The sequence below is a fragment of the Bartonella sp. MR30HLJHH genome, from assembly GCF_042194195.1.
In the GTDB taxonomy this organism is placed as follows: domain Bacteria; phylum Pseudomonadota; class Alphaproteobacteria; order Rhizobiales; family Rhizobiaceae; genus Bartonella; species Bartonella grahamii.
In genome coordinates this window covers 243,900-269,573 of sequence record NZ_JBHIMO010000001.1, presented here as the reverse complement: position 1 = coordinate 269,573, position 25,674 = coordinate 243,900, and the positions used below count along the sequence as shown (strand labels likewise).

Annotated in this window: 20 protein-coding genes; 10 read left to right on the top strand and 10 right to left on the bottom strand. The window is 37.8% G+C overall.

The window, feature by feature from the left end; all coding sequences use genetic code 11:
* Nucleotides 1-172: 172 nt before the first annotated feature.
* Nucleotides 173-2,860, bottom strand: coding sequence for an aconitate hydratase AcnA (gene acnA, locus ACFIKR_RS01035; protein ID WP_375658478.1), 2,688 nt, complete (start codon nt 2,858-2,860; stop codon nt 173-175).
* Between the two features lie 297 nt (nt 2,861-3,157).
* Between acnA and ccmA the strand changes: the two genes are divergently transcribed.
* Genes ccmA through ACFIKR_RS01010 form a run of 5 tightly spaced genes read left to right on the top strand, consistent with a single transcriptional unit; the run spans nt 3,158 to nt 6,079 of the window.
* On the top strand, nt 3,158-3,769 hold the full coding sequence (ccmA, locus tag ACFIKR_RS01030; protein ID WP_375658477.1) for a heme ABC exporter ATP-binding protein CcmA: 612 nt from the start codon (nt 3,158-3,160) through the stop codon (nt 3,767-3,769).
* A gap of 11 nt (nt 3,770-3,780) precedes the next feature.
* Nucleotides 3,781-4,446 (top strand): heme exporter protein CcmB, encoded by a 666-nt coding sequence (ccmB, locus tag ACFIKR_RS01025; protein WP_375658476.1) that lies wholly within the window; start codon nt 3,781-3,783, stop codon nt 4,444-4,446.
* Nucleotides 4,447-4,492: 46 nt separating this feature from the next.
* Complete coding sequence (locus tag ACFIKR_RS01020) at nt 4,493-5,272, top strand: heme ABC transporter permease (protein ID WP_375658475.1); 780 nt, start codon at nt 4,493-4,495, stop codon at nt 5,270-5,272.
* Nucleotides 5,260-5,511 carry a hypothetical protein gene (locus tag ACFIKR_RS01015; RefSeq protein WP_375635429.1) on the top strand — a complete coding sequence of 84 codons (252 nt, stop codon included), beginning with the start codon at nt 5,260-5,262 and terminating at the stop codon, nt 5,509-5,511. The genes ACFIKR_RS01020 and ACFIKR_RS01015 overlap by 13 nt, the downstream gene beginning before the upstream one ends.
* Nucleotides 5,486-6,079: a DsbE family thiol:disulfide interchange protein gene (locus ACFIKR_RS01010; RefSeq protein ID WP_375658474.1), complete on the top strand. Its 594-nt coding sequence runs from the start codon at nt 5,486-5,488 to the stop codon at nt 6,077-6,079. Before ACFIKR_RS01015 ends, ACFIKR_RS01010 begins: the two co-directional genes overlap by 26 nt.
* Before the next feature lie 1,099 nt (nt 6,080-7,178).
* Here the strand turns inward: ACFIKR_RS01010 and ACFIKR_RS01005 are convergent.
* Genes ACFIKR_RS01005 through ACFIKR_RS00995 form a run of 3 tightly spaced genes read right to left on the bottom strand, consistent with a single transcriptional unit; the run spans nt 7,179 to nt 10,363 of the window.
* Entirely contained in the window at nt 7,179-8,180 is a 1,002-nt protein-coding gene (locus ACFIKR_RS01005) for an Hsp33 family molecular chaperone (protein WP_375658473.1), read from the bottom strand.
* Between the two features lie 36 nt (nt 8,181-8,216).
* Nucleotides 8,217-9,152, bottom strand: a complete 936-nt coding sequence (argF, locus tag ACFIKR_RS01000; RefSeq protein WP_375658472.1) for an ornithine carbamoyltransferase — start codon at nt 9,150-9,152, stop codon at nt 8,217-8,219.
* The gene (locus ACFIKR_RS00995) at nt 9,149-10,363 is read right to left on the bottom strand and encodes an aspartate aminotransferase family protein (protein ID WP_375658514.1); all 1,215 of its coding nucleotides are present in this window, start codon (nt 10,361-10,363) and stop codon (nt 9,149-9,151) included. The genes argF and ACFIKR_RS00995 overlap by 4 nt, the downstream gene beginning before the upstream one ends.
* A gap of 489 nt (nt 10,364-10,852) precedes the next feature.
* On the opposite strand from ACFIKR_RS00995, the gene ACFIKR_RS00990 reads away from it, so the two are divergent.
* Nucleotides 10,853-11,386, top strand: a complete 534-nt coding sequence (locus ACFIKR_RS00990) for a GcrA family cell cycle regulator (protein ID WP_375658471.1) — start codon at nt 10,853-10,855, stop codon at nt 11,384-11,386.
* An 898-nt stretch (nt 11,387-12,284) separates the two neighbouring features.
* Here ACFIKR_RS00990 and ACFIKR_RS00985 read toward each other — a convergent pair.
* Both ACFIKR_RS00985 and ACFIKR_RS00980 read right to left on the bottom strand, forming a co-directional pair.
* On the bottom strand, nt 12,285-12,875 hold the full coding sequence (locus ACFIKR_RS00985) for a Smr/MutS family protein (protein WP_375658470.1): 591 nt from the start codon (nt 12,873-12,875) through the stop codon (nt 12,285-12,287).
* A 52-nt stretch (nt 12,876-12,927) separates the two neighbouring features.
* On the bottom strand, nt 12,928-13,620 hold the full coding sequence (locus ACFIKR_RS00980; protein WP_375658469.1) for a Tim44/TimA family putative adaptor protein: 693 nt from the start codon (nt 13,618-13,620) through the stop codon (nt 12,928-12,930).
* Between the two features lie 172 nt (nt 13,621-13,792).
* On the opposite strand from ACFIKR_RS00980, the gene ACFIKR_RS00975 reads away from it, so the two are divergent.
* The gene (locus ACFIKR_RS00975; RefSeq protein WP_375658468.1) at nt 13,793-14,287 is read left to right on the top strand and encodes an FxsA family protein; all 495 of its coding nucleotides are present in this window, start codon (nt 13,793-13,795) and stop codon (nt 14,285-14,287) included.
* 142 nt (nt 14,288-14,429) lie between these two features.
* Entirely contained in the window at nt 14,430-14,906 is a 477-nt protein-coding gene (gene secB, locus ACFIKR_RS00970) for a protein-export chaperone SecB (protein WP_375658467.1), read from the top strand.
* A gap of 67 nt (nt 14,907-14,973) precedes the next feature.
* On the opposite strand, the gene ACFIKR_RS00965 is transcribed toward secB, so the two are convergent.
* The gene (locus tag ACFIKR_RS00965; protein ID WP_375658466.1) at nt 14,974-17,274 is read right to left on the bottom strand and encodes an NADP-dependent malic enzyme; all 2,301 of its coding nucleotides are present in this window, start codon (nt 17,272-17,274) and stop codon (nt 14,974-14,976) included.
* 195 nt (nt 17,275-17,469) lie between these two features.
* Here ACFIKR_RS00965 and mutS point away from each other — a divergent pair, with 195 nt between their 5' ends.
* A complete protein-coding gene (gene mutS / locus ACFIKR_RS00960) occupies nt 17,470-20,214 on the top strand; it encodes a DNA mismatch repair protein MutS (protein ID WP_375658465.1) in 2,745 nt (914 codons plus the stop codon).
* 1,053 nt (nt 20,215-21,267) lie between these two features.
* Here the strand turns inward: mutS and ilvD are convergent.
* From ilvD to ACFIKR_RS00945, 3 genes are all read right to left on the bottom strand, one after another.
* Nucleotides 21,268-23,106, bottom strand: a complete 1,839-nt coding sequence (gene ilvD / locus ACFIKR_RS00955) for a dihydroxy-acid dehydratase (RefSeq protein WP_375658464.1) — start codon at nt 23,104-23,106, stop codon at nt 21,268-21,270.
* Between the two features lie 996 nt (nt 23,107-24,102).
* Nucleotides 24,103-24,354, bottom strand: a complete 252-nt coding sequence (locus ACFIKR_RS00950; protein ID WP_012754519.1) for a DUF1150 domain-containing protein — start codon at nt 24,352-24,354, stop codon at nt 24,103-24,105.
* 26 nt (nt 24,355-24,380) lie between these two features.
* Entirely contained in the window at nt 24,381-24,812 is a 432-nt protein-coding gene (locus ACFIKR_RS00945) for an Hsp20 family protein (protein WP_012754518.1), read from the bottom strand.
* Nucleotides 24,813-24,932: 120 nt separating this feature from the next.
* Between ACFIKR_RS00945 and nth the strand changes: the two genes are divergently transcribed.
* Nucleotides 24,933-25,673 (top strand): endonuclease III, encoded by a 741-nt coding sequence (gene nth, locus ACFIKR_RS00940; protein ID WP_375658463.1) that lies wholly within the window; start codon nt 24,933-24,935, stop codon nt 25,671-25,673.
* Nucleotide 25,674 lies beyond the last annotated feature (1 nt).

Here is a 25,674-nt window from a genome sequence, read left to right as displayed (position 1 = left end):
TAAATTCAACCCAAGCAAAACTATAAAGCTGCCTATAACTGTGTGGCTTATAGCGCAATCCCAAAGCTAACGTCAATTAGATTTTCAAAGATAGTCATAAAAAATGAAGCCAAACTCTTTGATCCGCAACTTTATAGCTTAATAATAGATATTCCTTAACAAACAAAAGAATTTAAACGGCTAACTTACGCAAGACATATTGCAAAATTCCCCCATGATGCAAATAATCTAGCTCATCTTCAGTATCGATACGGCATAATAACGGAGCGGTTTTTATCGTACCATCAGAAAAAGTAATTTTCGCTACTGTCTTTTGACGAGGTTTCAAGTTATGAATTCCTTCAATTGTCACCTTTTCATCTCCCTTTAAGCCTAAAGATTTCCAACTTACACCCTCCTCAAAGACAAAGGGAACAATGCCCATACCAACAAGATTAGAGCGATGAATCCTTTCAAAAGACTGTACAATCACTGCTTTTATACCAAGAAGATTGGTACCTTTGGCTGCCCAATCGCGCGATGATCCATTGCCATATTCAATACCAGCAAAAACAACAAGTGGAGTACCTTCTTGTTTATACGCCATTGCTGCATCGTAAATGGCTTGTTCTACCGCTGACGGATAATGAACCGTATAACCTCCTTCCCGACCATTTTCCCCCAACATGAAATTACGAATGCGAATATTGGCAAAGGTCCCACGCACCATAACTTCATGATTCCCACGACGCGTTCCATACTGATTAAAATCAGCCACTTTAACACCATGATCCATTAAATATTTTCCGGCAGGAGAAGCTGCTTTAATAGAACCAGCAGGAGAAATATGATCCGTCGTGATTTTATCACCAAATAAACCTAAAATCCGTGCATCTTTAATATCTGGTAAGATATCAGGTGTTTTCTGCATATCATCGAAATAAGGTGGATTGCGTACATAAGTGGATTGCTCATCCCAAGAATAGGTAGAACCCGTAGGAATCTGAACTTTTTGCCAATTTTCATCTCCCTTAAAAACATCTGCATACTTTTCGGCAAAAACCTTACGCGTAACATTTTTTTCGATGAATTCCTGTATTTCTTGAGAAGTTGGCCAAATATCTCTCAAATAAATGGGTTGGCCATTTGAATCTTCACCAAGAGGTTCCTTGGTTAAATCTTTACACACCGTCCCGATGAGCGCATGTGCAACAACTAACGGTGGTGAAGCTAAATAATTCGCTTGCACATCAGGGGAAACACGCCCTTCAAAATTACGATTTCCCGAAAGAACTGCAGATGCAATTATACCATTGTCATTAATCGTTTTGGAAATAGCTGGCTGCAAAGGACCAGAATTCCCAATACATGTTGTGCACCCAAATCCTACTAAGTTAAATCCTAATGCATCTAAATCTTTTTGCAGACCCGAATTTTGAAGGTAAGCTTCAACGACTTGTGAACCTGGTGCAAGAGAAGTTTTTACCCATGGTTTGCTCTTGAGACCTTTTGCCACTGCATTTCTTGCCAAAAGACCCGCTGCAATAAGAACACTTGGATTCGATGTATTCGTACACGACGTAATCGCAGCGATCACCACATCACCGTGACCAAGCGTATATTCTTCACCCTCGACCTGATAACGCTTATTTTGTTCAGAAGTCTTCTTATAGTCTTCGACCAATGCCTTCTCAAAACCCTGCCCAACGTTTTCCAATGCAATACGTCCTTCAGGACGTTTAGGACCAGCCATAGAAGGAACAACAGTTCCCATATCCAATTCAATTGTATCACTAAAAATGGGATGAGCCACCATTTCGTCATGCCACATCCCTTGTGCTTTGGTGTAAGCTTCTACTAAGGCAATCCGATTTTCATCACGCCCTGTCATATTGAGATAACGCACTGTCTCCTTATCAATTGGGAAAAAACCACACGTTGCTCCATATTCAGGTGCCATATTTCCAATCGTTGCCCGATCAGCAAGCGTCATCTGCTCCAAACCAGGACCAAAAAACTCAACAAATTTACCGACAACACCCTTCCGGCGTAGCATTTGAGTCACCGTCAATACGAGATCGGTGGCTGTTACACCTTCTTTAAGTTTACCTGTTAGACGAAAACCAATCACTTCAGGTAACAACATAGAAACAGGTTGGCCTAACATTGCTGCCTCTGCTTCAATACCACCAACACCCCAACCTAAAACCCCTAAACCATTAACCATAGTCGTATGCGAATCAGTTCCCACACAGGTGTCAGGATAAATCGTCTCACACCCCTCTTCATTTTTCATCCATACACATTGTGCTAAATATTCTAGGTTAACCTGATGACAAATCCCTGTTCCTGGAGGAACAACGCGAAAATTTTGAAAGGCTTGCTGCCCCCATTTAAGGAAACGATAGCGTTCACCATTGCGTTCATATTCATGCTCAACGTTTTCCTTAAAAGCCATGGAATTGCCAAAAGCATCAACAATAACTGAGTGATCAATGATGAGATCAACGGGAATGAGAGGATTGATTTTTTCAGCGTTACCGCCAAGTTTAACCATAGCATCACGCATTGCAGAAAGATCAACAACTGCTGGAACACCTGTAAAATCCTGCATAAGAACACGTGCAGGACGGTAAGCAATTTCTGCCCCAGCGCTCCCTTTGTCGTTTAACCACTTAGCAACATTGAGGATATCCTCTTTTTTAACTGTGCGACCATCTTCAAATCGCAATAAATTTTCGAGAATAACTTTCATCGAAAACGGTAAACGAGAAACACCTTCAAGACCATTCTTCTCCGCTTCGATCAAGCTATAATAAGTATATTCCTTGCCACCAACATTTAATACTCTGCGACAATTAAAGCTATCAATTTGAGTCATGACTGTCCACCCTCATATTATAACCACCCAATTTCCAGGAATGAACAACACAAACTACGAGTCAAGGTCGCAGCTTGAGCGCAGACGCAATCACCTCCGCCATCCATTTCCCCTTCCACCCTCTCGTAGGCAAATGCGGAAATCAGCGCCAGAAACCATTTTACACCAGATATTGATGTAAGGTATCTCTTATAGAACTATTTCTAGAACTATTCTAGGTACAATTGCACAAAAAATGTGTTTTTTATTCTATAATGCAATAAAGAATATGAAAATAAAAACAAAATAGGCAATCACATGGTGTTATCAGGCAAAGATTTAGCCGCTTACAGAAACGAGGAAATTCTGTTTAAAGGTCTTTCTTTTTGTTTATTTTCACAGCAACTGATGACAATCACTGGTCCTAATGGTATCGGAAAGTCTACATTACTCCGAATCATTGTCGGTTTTCTTGAAGCTGCTGAAGGTCATATAATACTTAAAGACCATGATCAAATATACCCTGTTGCAACTGCGTGTCATTATCTTGGTCCTCAAAATGCTATGAAACCTCTCTTATCTGTCATGGACAATTTGCAATTTTGGGCAGATTTTTATGGTCAACATTTACGCTTTGTGCATGAGGTTCTTGCTGATATTGGTCTTTCTAACCTTGAACATTTACCCTTTAAAGCTCTGTCAACTGGACAACAAAGACGCGTAGCTATTGCTCGCCTTTTGCTCTCCTATCGTCCTCTTTGGATTTTAGATGAACCAATATCTGGGCTTGATAACCATGCTCAAAAACTCCTTGCTCGTATTTTCCAGCGTCATCTCAATCAAGGTGGTATGATTATCGCTGCAACTCATAATTCCCTAGGTATTCCAGAAAACCATAAAATCGCTCTGGAAAAATTTTTACCTCTCTAGGAAAGAATAAAATGAAAGCACTGTTCTGGCGTGACCTTAAACTATTATTAGCGCCACAAGCCTCTTCACTAACAGGACTATTGTTTTTTATCGCTGTTGTTGTCATAACCCCCTTTGCCATTGGACCAGATCCCAAAATTCTTGCACAAATAGGGCCAGGTATATTGTGGTTTGGAGCCCTTCTTGCAGGACTCCTCAATCTAAACAAACTTTTCCAAATCGATCGCGATGATGGTAATCTCGACCAATTTATCCTTTCAGGAAAAAGACAAAGTTTTACACTAATTGTTTTTACCAAATGTCTTGCCCATTGGGTAGGAACAATGCTTCCTCTTATTTTTGCTACACCTATTTTAGCCCTCATGCTCCATTTAGATGTAACAATAACTTTTACAACAATACTTACCCTTTTATGCGGAACACCAGCCATTATTTTTATTGGCGCCATAGGCGCGGCACTGGCAACCTCATTGTTGCACAGTACTCTGCTTATTTTTATCATTATCTTGCCGTGGATCATTCCAATTATGATTTTTGGTGTCTCGGCTGCTACAGCCCCAATAAATCCAAATATTTCTTTTCTCACGTCCTTGGCTCTTCTCAGCGCTTTTTCACTTCTTTTGAGTCTCTTTGGCTCTTTTGTTGCTACGATAACGCTTAAACTTTTATCAGAATAATAAAAGATGATTGCCGCATAGCAAAACTCTGCCTATTATGAATTTCATGAATGAACTATCTCGTCCATATAAAATCAGGTCACTCCCTGCAAGTTTCACCCTTTTCATGAAAATAAGCAGTATCGTCTTACCTTGGTTGGCTGGCATAACATTGTGTTTCCTTATTTTAGGAATTATTCTGGTGATGTATTCTCCTGATGACTATCAACAAGGCATTACTGTTAAGATTATGTACCTTCATGTACCCTTTGCGTGGTTGTCTACATTCTGTTATGTAACGATGAGTGCAGCAGCATTAGGAAATCTGATTTGGAAATATCATCTTGCTGATGTGGCACTTAAATGTGGAGCGCCTATTGGAGCGATTTTTACCGCATTGGCTCTCATGACAGGAGCACTTTGGGGGCGACCTACATGGGGAACATGGTGGGTCTGGGATGCACGGTTAACATCAGTTTTAATTCTGCTTTTTATCTATCTTTCCATTATCCTGCTTGGACGTGCTTTTGACAACCAAGTAAAAGCCGCTCGCGCTACTGCAATTCTTACACTTGTTGGATTTGTTAATATCCCTGTTATTAAATTTTCCGTTAATTGGTGGAATACATTGCATCAACCAGCATCATTGTTACGTGCTGGAGGATCAACAATCGACAATGCTATGTTATGGCCCCTTATAACAATGCTATTTTGTTTTATCTTTATGTTTATTGCACTCTATTTGATGGCTATGCGAAATGAAATCAATAGTTATTATATCCGAATGCTTCAGATTAAAAAATCCCGTCGTGCACAACAACAGGACTCTTCATCATGCTCGACCTAAATGGCATCCAGGGCGGACTTTTAGGAAATCTATCTCAGAAAATTGATTTTTTCCTTAGCACCCTTAAACACGAGCAAATTGTTGTTTTAAGCTATGTGCTTTCTGCAATATCCCTCTTATGTCTTATTGGATATATTCTCTGCAAAGCCCTATACCAAAAAAAAATTCTCCAACAGCTAAACAAAAAAGAGTTGTCACAAAAAGAAAAGTATAATGAAAAACATCCCTCCAAAACTTAAAAAAAATATATCTTTGCCTGTTCTGCTTGTTTTTTTTGGACCATTTGTGCTTTTTCTTCTTCTCATGGTGCTTTTTTTCAACTTTATGGATAAAAAATACCTTCAAGATTCTTCCCTTCTCCCAAACGCATTAGCTGAAAAATCTGCTCCTAATATTCATCTTCCTCTTCTTGATAAAGAAAGTTATCTCAATTCAAAACAGTTTAAAGGACGTGTCACATTGATCAATTTTTGGGGCTCTTGGTGTTTGCCCTGTCGCGAAGAGCATCCTATTCTTATGAAAATTGCACAAGATAAACGTTTTGATCTGATTGGTATTAATTATAAAGATAACAAAACAAACGCCCTGCGCTTTTTAAACAGTTTTGGTAATCCTTTTAAATTTATTGGCTTTGATGTTTCAGGATATACAGCCATTGATTGGGGAATATATGGCCCCCCAGAAACCTTTCTCTTGAATAAAGAGAGCACCATTATCGCTAAACATGTTGGTCCCTTAACATGGCAAATTTATCAAAAAAAAATTCTACCAAAAATTGAACAAGCGCTCATGACAGAAGAAAAATAAAATATCAACATATTGATTTATAAATAATAATTTACCATTTTTATCTATTAAATGAAAATACCGTATACTATGAGATTTTTTAAAATTTCTATATGTTGAATCAAAAAACATTTAGGATAAAGACTAAAAATACCTTTTATGAATTGTCTAAACGTGAAAATAATTGGCAATATTTTAAATTGAAAAATATAATAATGCAGGTTTGTAAAAACATAACGTTTTATCATGCTATGTATGCTATTTTATTTATACGGATCCTCATTCTTTTTAGGAAAATTTGACAAGAGCATTACCATTGTTGATTCAAAAACATGTGCAAAGAAATATCTGTAGAGCAAACCTCCCAAATATGACAAAAATTTAAGTAGTTTTCATTTTTTAGCGATTAAATATCTGTTTGAGAGCTTTATTTTTGATTATTTGGACAAAACAATATTGTTATAGAAACATCGTTAGATTAGTGAAAGAAACCAAATATTATTTTCAAAATAATATAGTGTTCTGTCTCCACTTGTTTATCTGAAATGCACATTGTTATGAGGGGACTTCACCACTATTTTCATCTTTATAAAATAACAAATCCATTCCTTCGCAGCGTTATTGGTATATTTATTCCCATTACACTATCTGTTCGTAATAGACTCCATAAAGTCCATATTGAGTCTATACATTCTTATTCTTTCGATAATTTATCTTATGATTATAACTAATAAGCTTTTTTGACTCTTAATAAGATAAATTCGAGTAAGAAAATATGACTACAATCAAAAAAACATTTAACAGAGAAAATAAGTTATAAGTACATGATCAATCTATCAATGAATATTATAAAAGAATTCATTGTAAGAAATAAGCTTTTGAGATGAAAAAAATAAACAAGAAGCTTTTTCGAGAGGAGAAAATATATTTTACAGAGAACTCTTTTTTAAGCACTCTGTGACGTGATTACTGATTTCAACAGAAAGATCACTCGTATACATTAAAAAACTCTAAGACAAGAAATATTCTAGAAGTTCATATGAGCTTATAGGTAAACTTTTATGACGCAAATAAAATAGGCTTTTGTTGCAATCATCATTTTTTTATGAAAAATATTTGATTATGTTTTTTCTTCTAAAAATTCTTGTGGTGTAAAACAATACGTTTTTGAGCAAAATTCACATGTGACTGAAATATATTTATTTTTAACCATTTTATTGCGTTCATCAATCGAAAATCCTTCTAGGATTCCTTTAATTTTTTCGTGTGAACAAGAACATTGATCGACAAGAGAAAAAGGATTAAAAACTCTAACACCTTGTTCATGAAAAAGACGGAACAAGAGCTGTTTACTACCAACTTGGGGATCTGTTAATTCTGAACTTTCAATCGTTGCCATGAGTATTTTAGCTTCCTGCCATTGGTTATCCAATTGGATATGGGTTTTCGTTTTTTCTCGCGTTTGATGAGAGGTATCTATTTTATGATGAGACGATTCTTGGGGTAAAAGTTGAATCAAAATACCTCCAGCTCGCCAGCTTTTCTGCGTTTTTCCTTGTTGGTCACGATTAATTAATATAGCAACAGCCAAACGGATATCGGTAGGAATTTGTTCTGATTGATCAAAGTAAATACGAGAAGTTTCTTGTAAATTTGATCCATCTAATGCAACTATCCCTTGATAGGGTTGCATATGGGGACCTTGATCAATTGTGAAGGCTAAAGTGCCTTTTCCTAAAAGTGTTTCTGAAGAGATTTGATTATTGTCTATGGCTTGTTTAAGCTGTTCTTTATCAAAACGAGCGTATCCACGTAAACTGGAAGGAGGCGAAAAATCGCATACCAACATATTAACCGGTCCATCGGAATGAGTTTGTAAAATAAATTTTCCTGTAAGCTTTAGAGAAGTTCCAAGCAGAACAGTTAAAAGTAAAGCTTCTGCTAGAAGATAAGAAACCGGTTCAGGGTATTGATGTCTGTTAAGAATAGAATTTAAAGTTTCTCCAAGTTGTACGGCACGTCCACGGATATCAAGTTCTTCAACTTGAAAGGGAATAACAGTATCATCTTCATGCAAGAAGTTGTTGTTGAGAGAGGCTTCATCTTTAGCTTGTTTACTCATAGCTTTGCCTTTTTTATATAATTTGTTGTAGAGGGGCTATTGTGGAGAGAAAAACGCATCTTGTAAACACCAAGAAAGAATTGCCTTTTGAGCATGAAGACGATTTTCAGCCTCATCGAAAACAACGGAGTGCGGTCCATCAATAACAGAATCAACCACTTCTTCACCACGATGAGCAGGAAGACAATGCATAAAAAGAGCATCAGATTTTGCTAATTTCATGAGAGCTTCATTGACTTGATAAGGCTGAAAAATAGAATGACTGCGAGCACGAAATTCTTGTCCCATGGAGACCCATGTATCGGTCATAATACAATCAGCATCTTGAGCTGCTTTTTGGGGACTATGGGTTAGTGTAAGGTGCGCTCCTCGTTCACGTGCCCAATGTATAAATTTTTCTTGTGGTTCACTGCCCTTTGGAGTAGCAATACGCAAATGAAAATCAAAAAGAGCTGCGGCCTCAATTAAGGAATGGAGCACATTACTACCATCCCCCATCCACGCGAATATTTTGCCAGCAATTGGCCCCCGATGCTCTTCATAGGTTAATATATCTGCTAAAATTTGGCAAGGATGTGTATCATCTGTAAGGGCATTAATGACAGGAATTTGTGCATATTGTGCCAATTCGAGCATACGTTGATGTTTTGTTGTTCGTAATATCACGATATCCACAAAACGGGATAAAACACGAGCCGTGTCAGCTATAGTTTCACTATGACCAAGCTGCATCTCTGACCCCGTGAGCATGATTGTATCTCCCCCAAGCTGACGCATACTGATATCGAATGAAATACGGGTTCGTGTGGATGGTTTTTCAAAAATCATCGCAAGTGTTTTCCCCATAAAAGGTTTTGAACCTTTCCCTGCTTTAAAAGATGCTTTAAGGATTTTTGCATAATCGATCAGTGCACGTGCTATTGCTGGCGTTAAAATGGATAAATCCGTGAAATGACGAAGAGCATTTGTCATGTGTGTAATATTTGTCTTTCTTTGTTTGCTTGCGAAAGATAAGCTATTGCTTTTTCAATACGATGCAAACTTTCATCTATTTCTTCTTCCCTAATGATAAGAGGAGGCAATAAGCGCACAACGTTGTTATTGGCAGCAACACTTAAGAGATATTCATTTTCTAAAGCATTAACGACAAGATTCGAAGATACAACACACTGAATACCCACCATTAGGCCCATCCCCTGAACTGCGCAGATAATATCAGGATAGATATTGAGAATGTGCAAAAGTCCACTTTTTAGTTTATTTCCCATGCGCTGAACATGGTTGAGAAAATTTGGCTCTAACAAAATATCAAGAACACTATTTCCTACAGCCATTCCCAGAAGATTTCCTCCAAAGGTTGAACCATGGGTCCCAAGTGTCATGCTTTTTGCAACTTTATCCGTTGCAAGGCAAGCACCTAATGGAAATCCTCCTCCTAATCCTTTTGCGAGGGTAAGAATATCAGGCGAGACATCACTCCATTCATAAGCAAAAAGCTTTCCTGTTCGTCCTATACCCGTTTGGACTTCATCCAAAATCAATAACACACCATTCTCATCGCATATTTTGCGCAAAAATCTTAAATATTCATGAGAAACCGTTCGTATTCCTCCTTCTCCTTGAATAGGTTCAATAAGAATAGCGGCGGTATTTTTATTAATAGCGTTACGCAAAGCAATTTCATCACAAAAAGGTACTTGAATAAATCCACCAGCTTTAGGTCCAAAGCCTTCAAGATATTTTTCATGCCCAGTCGCAGCAAGTGCTGCAAGTGTACGTCCATGAAATGCCCCTTCAAAAGTAATTATTTCAATGCGTTCTGAATGACCCGCAGCGTAATAATAATGACGTGCCGTTTTGAATGCGCACTCCAATGCTTCAGTGCCTGAATTGCAGAAAAAAACCTTATCCGCAAAACTATTTGCACAAAGCCGCGTGGCAAGAGCTGCTTGTTCAGGGGATTGAAAAATATTAGAAACATGCCAAAGTTTTTCAGCTTGCATTTTGAGCGTATCAACCAATTTTGGATGTGAATACCCTAATGCATTAACAGCAATGCCAGATGTGAAATCAAGATAATGTTCTCCCTTATCGGAAATAAGCCATACACCATGCCCCTGTTCAAAATGCAAATCTCGTCGTGCGAAGCATTCATAAAGTGGTTGTATAGAGACGGCATCCATCATAATTTCCTTTATATTTTAACCTTTTCAATATATATATACAAAGCAACACTACAAATAAAACAACGTGGTACATTTCGTTACGGTGCTTTCAACATTTCATTACGATTAATGATTACACCTATGGAATAGATCATTACACCAATTGAAAAAAAGTCAATGAAGGTTCTACAAATAAGCATTTTGGGAAAAAGCCTTAAACAAAAGTGAAAGTTTAACCTATGATTGATTTGCAAGTTGGGGAAAACATTCTAAATAAACTCTTCAAGAGGTCAAAGACTCTTGTCATAGAGTGAGTGCATATTGTAATTTATAATATAATAAGCAAGATGATGTGTTTTGGTTTGTAAGTCCACAGGTTGGATGATTTTCTTATGCTCGCTTAGAGTGTAAAATTCTTTCATTCAGCGTAGTGAAAACATTATTAAAACATTTGAAGATGCAAAGGGGGAGAGCATCTTAGTAAGGTAATCGGAATGGAGTGCTGGTATGGGTTGGACATGTGAACGCGTTGAGCTTCTTAAAAAGCTTTGGAGTGAAGGGTTAAGTGCAAGTCAAATTGCTGCTCAATTAGGTGGGGTCAGCAGAAATGCAGTCATCGGCAAAGTACACCGATTAAAGTTACCAGGACGCGGTAAGACAGCACAAGGAAGCGCGCGTACGCAAAAAACCCCCGTGGGAAGCAGCCCATCATCTCCACGTGTGCGTCGCAACACATCCACGGTATCGCCAATAAACACATCATCTGTAAGTATTGAAGAAACAGCTTTAAAGACAGAATTTGTAGCGGAAGATGTAAAAGAAGTTGATATGTCCACAAAATCCAATGTAGTTGTGCCTATATCACGTCAACTTAATCTTTTACAATTGAGTGAAAATACATGCAGATGGCCGGTTGGCGATCCATTATCAGCAGATTTTCATTTTTGTGGTGCAGATTCTGATGAAAATAGCCCCTATTGTGCCTTTCATGCTAAGCTAGCATTTCAACCAATATCTGAAAGACGTCGGATAAGAGTGTAATATCCTCGATTGAATCTCATATTCTATACCTTCTGCGCTTCGTTATTAAATTTTAATTATCGAATTATGAGAAAGAAATTTAATAGAGCTTTTAATGAGTGAACAAATTTCTTCATGAAACTATTCAACGAAATTGTATTTTTTGGTGCTATTGCACAATTATGTGTTGTAAAGTTATATTCCTGTTTATTTTCAAGATTCTCTTTAATTTAGTTGTACTACTTTTAACACTATCCATAGCAATATCTTTTGAATAAGACAATTTCTCATGTTTTTATTCTTCGTGTATTTAATAGAGTAATGCTGTGGTTTATAAAAATAATTTATCACGTTGCAACCTAAATGAGATCCATCAATATCTCTTTTATTTTAAGCCCTCTTATATTGAATCAATCAAAATCTTTCGTTTGAGCGTCACGAATGAGATGAGAACTGTGGAGAGTAAAAACACTTAAAGAAAAGCATGCCTTCTACAAATGCTTTCAAGTGCCAAGGGCTTCCAGAGTTGCTGCAACATTGGGAGCTAGCAAAGTGTGTGATGATGCCAGCTTGCTCTTTTATTAAGCATAAAGATAGGAGTCTTAATGGATTTATCGTTATACCCTTCACGGATGCCGTCGCAAAATAGGCTTGGGTGCGTTGAGAAATGTTTCTTTAAAACAAGCCTGTGCATATATGCAATCCAATGTCATTCTGTTTTGCGTGAGGGATGTACCCCATTAAAGAATGCGATAAACAAAAGCGTGAAGCAATACGTAGAATGTAAAATGATATATTTATAATTTTTTATAAAAATTATAAATAAGGGGATATTGTATTCAAGGCTCTTACGAAATATACGAAAACTATAAATTATTACGTATAAATAAATATTAAACCTAGAACGACCACAATAACATCACTTTCCTTTTCCCGACACGAAACGGCGCAACCAAACATAAAGTGCACCTTCCCCGCCATGCTGACGCGCTGCTTGCTCAAATGCATGGACATAATATCGAAAAGCTGGTGTTGATAACCAATACGGAACAAATCTATACAAAGCTCCATCGCTCCCAACGGATCGCCCTTTTCCTGTAATCACAAGGACATAACGCAATCCTCTCTGCTGAGAGGATTGTAGAAATTTTTTTAAGAAAAAATAAGCTTCTTCCTGCATATAACCGTGGAGATCAAGGCGCGCCTCAAGAGGATAACGACCTTGGGAAATTTTACGATGTGCAACATGATCAAAAAAATGAATCTTTTGTGCTTGTGTACCCCCCTTCTTTTCTCTTTTAATAATTGTCGAGGGTTGTTGATTTTCCTGAGATAATGAGGAGATTTGAGTTACAGGCTGTTTTTTATCATTAATATTTGCAATAGTTTCTGAAGCAGAAGAGAGCATCTTACCGTGAAGCGGTGTTATCGTACGACAAACCATCTCCCATAAAAGGCGATCCTGTGAAGCCAATAAATCTCTTTTTTGTCTCCATTTACTTGAGGACATTTTAATTTCTCATAAATCATTGAATACTTATGGAAGAAAAACAAAAAGTATTTTAATTTTCATTTTCTGTAGCAAAAAGCTTCCAGTTTGGATCTGACGATAAACTATTGCGAACGAAAGTCCAAATATCCCTGATTTCTACAATAGCATCAGGATCACCGTCTATACGCTCACCCTGTTCATTATAAGTAACAGAAATCATCTCACTGACAATACGTATCGTTAAAAGTTCATCCTTTTCTTGTATTGCCGCCGCAACAAATTCGATCTTATTAATTCCAACAAAAGTGAACTCTATTCTCTCTTTATTTTTTTCTCGTTGCTCAATAGCCGTACAAAAGCTCTCAAAAACATCCTGACAAAGCAAGCTTTTAAGTTGATTGCGATCACCTTTGGCAAAAGCTGTTACAATCATTTCATAAGCAATTTGTGCACCTTTTATAAAAAATTGAGGAGAAAATTGAGGATCAATTCTATGCAATTCCCGCAAATTTTTATTCAAAATACTCCCCTCCGGTGAAATTTTATCAATTTCACTAAAGTCGTCTTTTTGTGAATTTTTCTGATGAGGGAACGAAACAATATTATCAGCCGTTTCTGCTTCAACCTGTTTTTTAGAACGACGTGAATAAGGATCAAAGGGGGGCTTTTCAAACCCAATTCGTTTCCCTAATACATTACGGAGTTGCACAAAAATAACAACCATAATAACAAGAGCTATGACAAGTATAACGTCAAATTCCATGGGCGATGTCAATCTCCAAAGCTTAAGTCTCTAATAAACATTGCAGTCAATACCATTTATCAATAAATATGTAAAATAAGGAATCCTACCATTCAAATATTTTTGTAGATTTTATATTAAATGGAGTGCTCTTAAGAATTTCTCCCCACCTCATCCAGAAGGAAATTTGCATGTGATAAAACTTTATTCTATAAATCCTCGTTTTTTTGTTGTTATCTTTCTTTGCATTCTTTTAATCGAGATCGCTGGTTTTATCTTTGTTGGTCAAGAAATTGGTATTTTGGCAACTTTGAGTTTGGTTATTCTCACAACCATAGTTGGGGTTGTTTTATTGCGAGTTCAAGGGTTTAGCCTTTTAAAAAACATACAAACTGAACTTATCCAAGGGCGTACATTAGAGAATAATATTATTAATGATGTTTTCATCATGTTTAGTGCAATTTTACTTATTCTTCCTGGCTTTGTAAGTGATCTCTTGGGAATATTACTTCTTATTAAACCAATTCGCTCTGTTGTTTGGCATTTCTTTACATCATTACAAAACAAAATGAATCCCAATACTAAAAGAAAAAATGATGCTGAAAAAATAATTGATCTTAACGCAGAAGATTACACAATTTATGATACGACAGAATCTCCATGGCGCAAAAATGATGATAACCATTGAAATGCCTAAAAAATCTGTAACAAACTAAAAAAATATTCAAGATAAAGAGCGCATTTCTTGCAACCTTTTGCAAGGCGTGATAACCAATTTGGTCTTTAGATCTAAAATAAATATACATATTATAATGAGAGAGGTTCGTCGTATGGCCGAAGAAGAAATGAATAACCGTGGTGGAGAGCCGGTTTTTGCTGTATTAACTCAATATTTAAAAGATTTATCATTCGAAAACCCAGGTGCTCCTCGTTCATTGCGTACACGTGAAAAATCACCACAAATTGATATCAATATTAACGTCAATGCCAACCCAATTGGTGATGACAATTATGATGTCGTTTTGTCTCTCTCCGTTAAAGCCAATGATGAAACTGAAACCTTATTTCATGTAGAACTGATTTACGGTGGTGTTTTCCACCTTAAAAACATTCCACAAGAACATGTTATGCCATTGGTCTTTATTGAATGCCCTCGTCTTTTATTCCCATTTGCTCGCCAAATTATATCTGATGCTACTCAAAATGGTGGTTTTCCACCTTTATGGATTGATCCTATTGATTTTGCAGCCCTCTTTCAAAAGCGTCTCGCTGAAGAACAAAACGACAATCAAATACAACCCTCTTAAAAAATTTATTCTTTTGCTATCATAAAGCCCCTTGATATATTATTGGTATATTAGGGGCTTTTTTCCTTTAGACGGCTTTTGCGGCATGATAAGCCGCGAGCATTGCAATATTGACCACATCTGTATCGTTTCCACTAAACGGTACAATTTGGACAGATTTTTCCAACCCAATTAAAATAGGACCAATGATGGTTGCTCCACCAAGTTCTTGTAACATTTTGCTTGCAATGGAAGACGCGTGATATCCAGGCATAACCAAAATGTTAGCGGGCTCTGTTAATCCCATAAATGGATATTGCTGCATCAATTTGGAATTGAGCGCTACATCAGCACTTATTTCTCCATCAAACTCAAAATCAACCTTGCGTTCATGCAAAATATTAATCGCATCCTGAATTTGCTGTGTGATTTGCCCTTTCATATAACCAAACGTAGAAAATGCTAAAAATGCTACCCGTGGTTGATATCCAAATCCACGTACAAACGAAGCGGTTTGTTCCGCTATATCCGCAAGTTCTTCAGCATTAGGATTTTCATAAACAGCTGTATCCGTAATAAACACAGTTCGTCCTCGGCAAATAGCCATTGAGATACCAATCAATCGTTCTTTTGGTTTTTCATCAATTGCACGACGTATATCGATCAGCGCTGTTTCATAATTGCGTGTCACCCCTGTAACCATTGCATCAGCATCTCCTAGTGCCACCATACACGCAGCAAAATAATTGCGATCATTATTGATACGACGATGACAATCACGCAACAGCCAGCCTTGACGCTGCATCTTTTTATAAAGATAATTCGCATAATCATCTGTACGACAGGAAAGCTTAGCATTCATAATAGAAATACCTTCACGCTCCAGATCAATTCCAGCGATAACAGCTGTTTCTCTTACTTGCTCTTCACGACCGACCAAAATCGCTTGTCCTAATTTTTGATGAACATAGGAAACGGCTGCCCGCATAACTTGCTCTTCTTCACCTTCTGCAAAGACAATTTGTTTTGGCGCTTGACGAACATGGTTATAAACCCCACGCATCATCGAAGAAGTAGGATCACGCCTCGCATTCAAATCGCGCTCATAGGCCTCTAAATCATCTATGTTCTTTTGCGCAACACCGCTTTCCATTGCTGCTTTTGCTACCGCTATTGAAACAACCGTCAATAAACGCGGATCAAAAGGAACAGGGATGATATAATTAGGACCAAATTTTAATCGCTTTCCACGATAAGCTTCTGCAACGCTGTCAGGCACTTCTTCATGCGCTAAATTGGCAAGAGCCTTTGCCGCAGCAATCTTCATTTCTTCATTAATAACTCTTGCACGCACATCAAGTGCACCACGAAATATATAAGGAAAGCAGAGAACATTATTAATCTGATTTGGATAATCGGAACGCCCTGTTGCGACAATGGCATCATGACGCACTTGCATAACCTCTTCCGGTGTAATTTCTGGATCAGGATTAGCCATAGCAAAAATGATCGGCTGCGGTGCCATAGATCTTACCATTTCAGGAGTAAGAGCACCTTTAGCAGAAACCCCAAAAAATATATCTGCACCTTCCATTGCTTCCATAAGCGTACGTTTATCTGTTTGAATAGCATGCGCAGATTTCCACTGATTCATTCCCTCTTTGCGGCCTTCATAGACCACACCCTTTGTATCACATAATATGATATTTTCGGAACGAAATCCCATCGCTTTAATCAGTTCAATACAAGCAATTCCTGCAGAACCAGCACCATTACAGACTAACCGCGTATTTTGCATATCGCGCCCTGTTAAAGTCAAAGCGTTGAGAACACCAGCAGCAACAATAATTGCTGTACCATGTTGATCGTCGTGAAAAACAGGTATATTCATCACCTCGCGTAGGCGGCTTTCAATCATAAAGCACTCTGGCGCCTTAATGTCTTCAAGATTAATTCCACCAAAAGAAGGTTCTAAATAACGCACCAAATTGATAAAACTTTCTGTATCGTTTATATCAATTTCTAAATCAATGGAATCAATATCCGCAAAACGCTTAAACAACACTGCTTTGCCTTCCATGACCGGCTTAGAGGCAAGGGCTCCTAAGTTGCCTAACCCTAAAATAGCTGTACCATTTGAAATAACAGCAACAAGATTGCCTTTTGCTGTATAATCATAAGCTAGCGCTGGATTTTGAGCAATTGCCTTAACTGGAACTGCAACACCTGGTGAATAAGCAAGTGCTAAATCATGCTGTGTGGCCATAGACTTTGTTGCAACAATCTCAAGCTTTCCTGGTCGACCACGACTATGAAAATCTAGAGCTTCTCTTTCGCTCGCACTGTAAACAGTTTGAGACATTTTCTGATCCTGCTCGCTCTCTTTCATCTCACTTTATTTTCTCCAAAAACAGTGTAAATTTTGCTTGATAATGCGTATAGTCATTAAATTTGATTCATATATTAGAAATCGTTATTCTTGCCTTAGCAAATCTGATGATGCGTTGCAATTTAGAGATAAATAGATATTGAAGTAAACAAAAAAGAGTAAAAACTTCACTTAAAGGAAACAGGCCTCGTACAAATGGATAAAAAAAATAATCATAAAAATAATTTAATTCCACAGCCTGCTTCTTCATCTGCTTCCTCTCAAGAACGCCTGACACCTATGATGGAGCAGTACATAGAAATTAAAGCCGTACATCATGATTCCCTTCTCTTTTACCGAATGGGGGATTTTTATGAATTATTTTTTAATGATGCGATTGAAGCTGCTCAGGCTTTAGGAATCACACTCACAGCACGCGGAAAACATTTAGGACAAGATATTCCTATGTGCGGTGTTCCCGTTCATGCTGCTGATGATTATTTACAAAAACTGATTGCTTGTGGTTACCGAGTTGCTGTTTGTGAACAAATAGAAGATCCTGCTGAAGCAAAAAAACGTGGCTCAAAATCTGTTGTTCGGCGTGATGTTGTTCGCCTTGTAACACCTGGAACGATAACAGAAGAAAAACTCCTTGATCCAACACGCGCAAATTATTTGATGACACTTTCCCGTATAAAAACTAGCGATGGAGAGGAATTTTCTCTCTCTTGGATTGATATCTCAACAGGCATATTTCGTGTAACAGAAAGCCGCCAAGAAAAACTTTTGGCAGATATTATGCGTGTGGATCCACAAGAAATCATTGTTGCTGATTCATTCTTTCATGATAAATCTCACAAATCACTTTTTAATGTTCTTGATCGTATCGTTTCACCTCAACCTGCTTGTCTCTTTGATGCACTGACCGCTGAACGCGATATTTGCAATTATTTTAAACTCTCAACTCTTGACGGCGTTGCCGATTATTCACGTTCCGAACTCTCTGCAATTGTAGCTGCTATTCGTTATATCGAAAAAACACAAATAACGCATCGTCCTCCTCTCATGCAGCCTGAGCGCCTAAATGAAAGTGCGACTCTTTTTATTGATGCCGCAACCAGATTAAGCCTTGAACTTATTCGTACGACATCAGGTCAACGGGATGGAAGTTTATTAAAAGCTATCGATCGCACTGTAACAGGAGGAGGATCACGCCTTCTCATCGATCGCCTTATTGCTCCCCTCACCACTCCTTCAGCTATTGATACGCGTTTGGATTCTATCGATTTTTTTCTACGTAATCCTTCTCTTGCAGAAGCGATAAAGCTTATTTTAAAAGGGGGACCAGATATGCCCCGCGCCGTTTCACGTTTGGCTCTTGGACGAGGAGGTCCCCGTGATATGGCGACAATTCAGCGCGGCTTTGAAATCATTCGTGAATTGCATCAACTTCTTAATAATGAGCTTTTGCCTCAAGAAATAAGTGATGTACAACAGGTGTTCTCAAACTTACCCACAGCGTTATACTTTCATTTAGAACAAGCATTAGCTGATGATCTCCCACTCCTTAAACGTGATGGTGGTTTTATTCGTTCAAATTATCATAAAGAGCTCGATGAAATGCGTGCTTTACGTGATGAATCGCGCCGTGTCATTGCTGAACTTCAAGCGCAATATGCCCAAGAAACAGATATTAAAACGCTTAAAATAAAGCATAATAATATTCTAGGTTATTTCATTGAAGTAACCAGTACACAAGCATCTGCTCTTACAAATAATCCACAAGCTAAAGCACGTTTTATTCATCGGCAAACAATGGCAAACGCTATGCGTTTTACGACAACAGAGCTTGCTGACCTTGAAAGCCGTATTGCCCATGCTGCCAATCACGCATTGACACTTGAACTAGAGATTTTTGATATTCTCGTTCAGGAAATTACCGAACAAGTTGATTTTATTCGTAAAGCCTCTGAAGCACTTGCTATTTTAGATGTCTCTGTCGCCTTAGCATATCTTGCTGAAGAACAAGGCTATTGCCGACCTAAAATTGATCTTTCACTTACCTTCCATATCACAGCAGGACGCCATCCTGTCGTCGAGCAAGCACTCCGCAAACAAGCAGCAGAACCTTTTATTGCCAATAATTGTGATCTCTCTGTGCAAGAAAATCAGCAATATGCAGCAATCTGGCTGTTGACAGGGCCTAATATGGGAGGAAAATCAACTTTTTTGCGGCAAAATGCTCTTATTGCTATTATGGCGCAAATGGGGTCCTTCGTTCCAGCGACTTCAGCACATATTGGTGTTGTTGACCGCCTATTTAGTCGTGTTGGGGCTTCCGATGATCTTGCACGGGGGCGCTCAACCTTTATGATGGAAATGGTTGAAACAGCAACAATTCTCAATCATGCTAGCCACCATTCCCTTGTTATTCTTGATGAAATAGGACGTGGGACATCAACCTTTGATGGACTTTCTATTGCTTGGGCTGCTGTTGAATATCTCCATGAAGTTAACCATTGTCGTGCTATTCTCGCTACCCATTTTCATGAAATGACTGCACTTACCGAAAAACTTGACAGACTGCATAATGTAACCATGAAAGTCAAAAATTGGAATGGTGATGTAGTTTTTCTTCATGAGGTTACACCAGGAGCTGCTGACCGTTCCTATGGTGTACAAGTTGCAAAGCTTGCTGGACTCCCCCCAGCCGTTATTACACGAGCAACAGATGTACTCCATCAATTAGAACAAGGTGAAATGGCTGGAAAAGGACATAAACTCATTGATGATTTACCACTCTTTTCTCTTAAAGCAACATCTCCCGTCAATGAAGCAAGAAACAAACATTGTGTACTTCACGAAGCTTTAAAAAATATCCATCCCGATGAACTCTCTCCTAAACAAGCTTTAGAAGCAATTTACCATCTCAAACAGCTTGAAAAAAGTAACCCTTTATAGAAAACGGATGTTATTTTTTATTAAAAAGCTTTCTTAATAGGAGATCAAAGTATCCCTTTTTGATATGCTGCAGCACAAACTGTTGTTTACCGTATTCCTATCGCTTTTCTACACAATATATTTTGATACGTGTAATGCATATAGAAGCAAAACCCTATGCATTATATTTCATATTTCCTTAGATAAATATTGGCCCGTATACAAAAAATTGGTCAATATCGACTACTTTTACAAGATAGTCGTTTTTTGTAAAGATTGTCATGAAATCTCCTCTATCTTGTAAATACGCAATATTTAATAAATTATGCTTTTTCACAATCAATATTATTGTTATCATAGCAACAGTTTTAGTTTAAAGTTGTCGGGATGCCACCCCATTTTGCATAATAAATTCATGGGTAATGGGTCTCTCATTTTCCTCACATTTTAAGTTATAAAGAGCTCTTTTACTGTTTTCATATGAACCATATAATCAGATATATCACAGCAGCATTTTATTTTCCTAAACATCCTTTGAACTCCTTCCCGCACCTCAAGAAATAAAGATTTTCATTCGAATCAAGTCTGCAAACAGTCCAGATTCTAAGGGATTTACCTTGACTTTCTAGTCATGTGATTCACTTAAACTCACAGCTTGATAAACAAGTCTAAAAATATTCACCACACACTAAAAAAACACTTAATATATTAAGGAGGATGCCGTATATCACAGCCCTAAATGACAGTGTTTTACGGTACAACAAGATAATGCCACCAGTACAATAAATATCTTTCATAAATATAAGAACAGAAAATCGTAATTTCGTATAAAATTGAGATATGATATGAAAAGTAATCATACCATATCTATCTTTATCTGTCTTACATAACTGCTAAAATAAGCAATCCGCAGCAGCTTTTAGTTGTATTGATAGCTTTTTAATCATACTTATCATGACTCGAAATATTCTGATAAGTTCATAAACTCATAAAATAATTAGCTTAGAATATCGTGCAAAAGATGCAAAAAATCAGAATACTATCTCCCTTTTATAAGACGCGTCATTCATCTCATCAAATATTACGTACTGCACCCTTTGCAGCAGATGTGGTCATCGCTGCATAGGCTTTGAGAGCCTTTGAAACTTTACGCTGACGTTTCTCAATCGGTTGCCAAGCACCTTTTCCTTTTGCTTCCATCTTAGCACGGCGCAGCTTCATCTCAACGTCATCCACCAACATATGAATTCTACGATTTGGAATATCAATTTCTATGATATCCCCCTCCTCCACCAACGCAATTTCTCCTCCTTCAGCAGCTTCTGGTGAAATATGTCCTATCGAGAGCCCTGAACTTCCCCCTGAAAAACGTCCATCCGTAACAAGTGCACAAACCTTGCCCAATCCTTTAGATTTGAGATAACTTGTTGGATAAAGCATTTCTTGCATTCCAGGTCCACCACGTGGACCTTCATAACGGATTAAAACAATTTCACCTATTTTAATCTTATCAGTTAATATAGCTGAAACAGCTGAATCTTGGCTTTCAAAAATTCTTGCCGGACCTTTAAAAGTTAAAATTGATTGATCAACGCCTGCTGTTTTTACAATGCAGCCATCTTTTGCAAGATTTCCATAAAGAATTGCCAATCCTCCATCTTGTGAATATGCATGTTCCCTATCGCGAATCACACCTTTTTCACGATCAAGATCAAGGGTCTCATAGCGACAAGATTGGCTAAAAGCTGTCTGTGTTGGAATACCACCAGGAGCAGCACGATAAAATGTACGAACTGTTGGTTCATTAGTTTGTTTCACATCCCAACGGTAAAGAGCTTCTTTCATTGTTTTTGCATGAACCGTATAAGTTGACGTATCAATGAGTCCCGCCGCATCCAGTTCGCCTAAAAGCCCCATAATACCACCAGCGCGATGAACATCTTCCATATGTACATTCGCGACAGCAGGAGCAACCTTACATAAAACAGGAACACGACGTGAAAGATGATCAATATCCGTCATGGTAAAATCCACCTCACCTTCTTGCGCCGCGGCTAAAAGATGCAGTACTGTATTGGTTGATCCCCCCATAGCAATATCAACGGTCATTGCATTTTCAAAAGCCTTGCGTGAAGCAATAGAGCGCGGCAAGACTGTTTCATCATCTTTTTCATAATAACGTTTAACCAATGCAACAATCTGTTTTCCAGCTTCTTCAAAAAGCATCCGTCGATCTGCATGTGTTGCTAACATTGATCCATTTCCGGGAAGCGAAAGCCCCAATGCTTCCGTTAAGCAATTCATGGAGTTGGCTGTAAACATTCCTGAACAAGAACCACATGTAGGACAAGCAGCACGCTCCATTTCAGCAACTTCTTCTTCTGAATTCTGTTCTGAAGCTGCTGCAACCATGGCATCGACCAAATCAACCCTTAGATCTTGATCCTTCCATTTAATCTTACCTGCTTCCATAGGACCACCTGAAACAAAGATTGTCGGAATATTCAACCGTAAAGCAGCCATTAACATACCAGGCGTAATTTTGTCACAATTAGAAATACAGACAAGTGCATCCGCACAATGTGCATTAACCATGTACTCTACAGAATCAGCAATGATTTCACGTGAGGGCAAAGAATAGAGCATTCCATCGTGCCCCATCGCAATTCCATCATCTACAGCAATGGTATTAAATTCTTTCGCAACACCACCAGCAACTGCTATCTGTTGTGCGATTAATTGCCCAAGATCTTTTAAATGGACATGCCCTGGTACAAATTGTGTAAAAGAATTCGCAATCGCAATAATGGGTTTACCAAAATCAGTATCTTTCATCCCTGTTGCACGCCAAAGTCCGCGGGCTCCTGCCATATTACGCCCGTGGGTCGACATTCTTGAACGGTAAGAAGGCATTATTTTTTTTCCCTCAAATAATTCCATTTTGCTTGTTGTGCTGTAACTTCATTATAAAAACAAGAGCTTTAATATTCAAAAGAGAAAAATATCTTGTACTGAGGCAGTTGAAGCACAAAATTAAAAGCTCTGCATAAACTTTTTCATAAGGCCTTTGTTTTTTTTATTACCTGTTAATCAACGTCTAATCCCTGTGCAATTCCACGTTTGAGACAAATATCAAAACGCTTCAGTGTGGCACGAACTGTACCAGATTTTTGTATGCCAGATTTGGTAAGTATATTGCATCTATCTGTTTGCGTAATTTCTGGAACAAGAAGACAGCCTAATTTGGAAAGAATATAAAGGCATCATGGTAAAAATCTATCATCTCCTTACAATTCAGCTTTACATCTTTCAAAAGCATTCATAGCAATATCTTTTAAATAATGATGACGCATTATCTCATGCTTTTGTTTTTACACTCCTCAATGGAGTCACTTCCCTCAAGAAGAACAGAAAACCCCAAACAAAATACACTTGTATAGCCTTCATGTACTCATTTTAAAGAAACATCTTTCAATGCACACTCGAGCCTATTTCACGATAGCGCCTATAAATGGTATAAAAGTTCCCGTAAATAATATAAATCTATAGGGGACATCTTCACACTTGTGAAGAAGCAAACTGACACCATCATACATTTTTCTCATCCCCAACATTGCCAACATCCTTGCTAATTAAGACAATTCACAAGAGATATTTTTATTCCTTTCTTCAAGTGTTTTTATCCACACGGCTCTCCCTGCGCGTGATATACAAGCAAGTGACTTTAATTGTTTTAATACAAGAGGACCTCAAATGAGAAAACCTTATGATATTCGGGACTCTCATTCCAGTTGTAAAAAATTAATTATGAATATAAACCAATACTTATCTCATTATAACTCACATTACACCCTTTATGAAAAAACAGATAGAATTTATAAAGAGTACAGCGTTTTCTCGTAAAGTAATCTAGTGCAGAGTTACAATTTGTAGTTCATGCTCATTGGCTCCAGCAAGGGCGATAGAACGCTCATCGGATAAAATGATAGGATAACCTGTTTCACCAAAGAGCGCCCATATCGTAATTCCTGGGGTCATTGGTGGAAGATCTGGAAAGTTTTTAGCCAAATCATCTGTACAAACTTTTTTTAAATAGGCAATCTGTCCCGCATCAGAGTAGGATGTGTTCTGAAACGACAAGTTCTGTTTATGTTCTCCCATTTCACTGTTCCTTTACGCCTTAACTTTTATGACTCACCACTACTGACTTTAATTGGAATCTGTTTTATTTCTTTTTTTAATTTTGGTTGATACAGATTAATTGATAAAAGACCATTTTTCAACTCTGCATTTGTAACATGCATCCCTTCCGCGAGAACAAAGGTTCGCTGGAATTGTCGCGCAGCTATACCGCGATATAAATATTGATGATTTTGGTTATCTGTTTGTTTACCATGAATAACCAATTGATTATCATCGAGCAAAATATTAAGATGGTTAATCTTAAATCCAGCAACAGCCAAAGTTATCCGGATATGATTTGCATCATCATTTTTATGCAAACGTTCAATGTTATAGGCTGGGTAAGCCTCATCAGCTTTACCGATACGTTGCAATATTTTTTCTACGGTTTCAAACCCTAAAAGAAAGGGATTGGAGAAAGGCGTCACATGTGTCATTCATGAGTATCCTCTTTAAAACGGCTTTACTTGACCAAACTCTATAAAAGTGTTCGCTGCATTCCTCTCATATGGCGAGCATGAATGATAACTTCAAGAGAGAAGATTTAAGAGAGTTCAATGCCTCAAAGTACCATAAAATTGTCAAACGTGCGAAATTTATCTGGTATATTATATAATGAAAATGAAATTGCAGAAATATTTCGCCGTTTTTCTGTGCAACGCCCAGCGCCTAAGAGTGATCTTATCTATACAAATATTTTTACGCTTTTGATTGCCGTTGTGCTTTCGGCTCAAGCGACAGATGTAAGCGTTAATAAAGCGACAAAAGAATTATTTCGCCTTGCTGATCAACCGGAAAAAATGGTTGCATTAGGAGAAGAAGAAATAGCACATCATATCCGTTCAATTGGTCTTTGGCGAGCAAAAGCACGCAATGTTTATGCACTTTGCAACTGTTTAATTGATTGTTATGGCGGTCAAGTACCTGATACGCATGAAGCACTTATGTCCCTTCCTGGAGTGGGGCGCAAAACGGCTAATGTTGTTTTGAATGTTGCTTTTGGTCAGCCTACATTGGCAGTAGATACACATATTTTTCGCTTAAGCAATCGTCTTGGTTTAGCGCCTGGCAAAACACCAGAGATTGTTGAGAAAAAATTATTAAAGATTATACCAATCCATTATCTTCGTCATGCGCATCATTGGCTGATTTTACATGGACGCTATGTTTGCCAAGCACGTAAAGCACAATGTAGGCAATGCATTATTGCTGATCTATGTAAAGCAGCTATCAAAACAAATGCTATTCCGGCACCTTTAGTTGAGCTTCAAGGCAATGGAGCTCCGATTTTTTTGTAAT